Source organism: Kitasatospora sp. NPDC032150 (assembly GCF_055579945.1).
The window spans coordinates 1-1294 of the sequence record NZ_JBVIMH010000115.1; the positions used below are offsets into that span (position 1 = coordinate 1).

1 protein-coding gene is annotated in these 1294 nt (G+C 65.5%); it reads right to left on the minus strand.

The window, feature by feature from the left end:
• The coding region (locus ACZ5ON_RS36075; RefSeq protein WP_465601853.1) for a non-ribosomal peptide synthetase at positions 1 to 1294 on the minus strand (1294 nt) is incomplete at both ends.

Genomic DNA, 1294 nt, shown 5'->3' on the forward strand with positions numbered 1-1294 from the left:
GAGGTGGGCGAGTTGGGTGGTGGTGGGGTTGTCGAAGAGGTCGCGGATGGTGAGGTTGGTGTTGAGGGTGGTGTTGATGCGGGTGATGAGGCGGGTGGCGAGGAGGGAGTGTCCGCCGAGGTCGAAGAAGTTGTCGGTGGTGTTGATGGTGGGGAGTTGGAGGAGGTCGGTGATGATGCCGGCGATGATTTCTTGGTGGGGGGTGCGGGGGGTGGTTGTTGTGGTGGTGGTGGTGTGTGTTGGTGTGGGGAGTGCTTTGCGGTTGATTTTTCCGTTGGGGGTGAGGGGGAGTTCGTCGAGGATGACGATGTGGGTGGGGATCATGTAGTGGGGGAGTGTTTGTTGGGTGTGGTGGCGTAGTTCTGTGGGGGTGGGGGTGGTGTTTGGGTGTGGTTGGACGTAGGCGGTGAGTTGGGGGTTGCCGGGTTGGTCTTCGCGGACGATGACGGTGGCTTGGGTGATGTGGGGGTGGCGGGTGAGGGTGGTTTCGATTTCGCCGAGTTCGATGCGGAAGCCGCGGATTTTGATTTGGTCGTCGGCGCGGCCGAGGTGGTGGAGTTGGCCGTTGGTGTTCCAGCGGGCGAGGTCGCCGGTGCGGTAGAGGCGGCTGCCGGGGGGTCCGTAGGGGTTGGCGGTGAAGCGTTCGGCGGTGAGGGCGGGGCGGTTGAGGTAGCCGCGGGCGAGGCCGGGGCCGGTGGTGTAGAGCTCGCCGGGGGTGTTTGGGGGGACGGGGTTGAGGTGTTTGTCGAGGATGTAGATGTGGGTGTTGGTGATGGGGGTGCCGATGGGTGGGGTGGTGGGTTGGGTGAGGTTGGTGGTGAAGGTGATGGCGACGGTGGATTCGGTGGGGCCGTAGGCGTTGAAGAGTTGGTGGTTGGTGCTCCAGCGTTCGACTTGGGTGGCGGTGAGGGCTTCGCCGCCGCTGATGAGGGTGGTGCCGTGGGTGTGGGGGTTGGGTTCGGTGGCGGCGAGGGCGACGGGTGGCAGCATGGCGTGGGTGATGTGCTGGTTGGCCAGGGTGGTGGCGAGGGGTTCGCCGGGCATGAGGTGGTCGCGGTCGGTGATGACGAGGGTGCCGCCGGAGAGTAGGCCCATGGTGAGTTCCCAGAAGGCGGCGTCGAAGCTGGGTGAGGCGAATTGCAGGACGCGGCTGTGGGGGCCGAGGTTGAAGCGGGTTTGGTGGGTGGTGGTCAGGCTGGGGATGCCGGTGTGGGTGACGGTGACGCCCTTGGGGCGGCCGGTGGAGCCTGAGGTGTAGATGACGTAGGCCGGGTTCTCCGGACGCAGTGTGGTG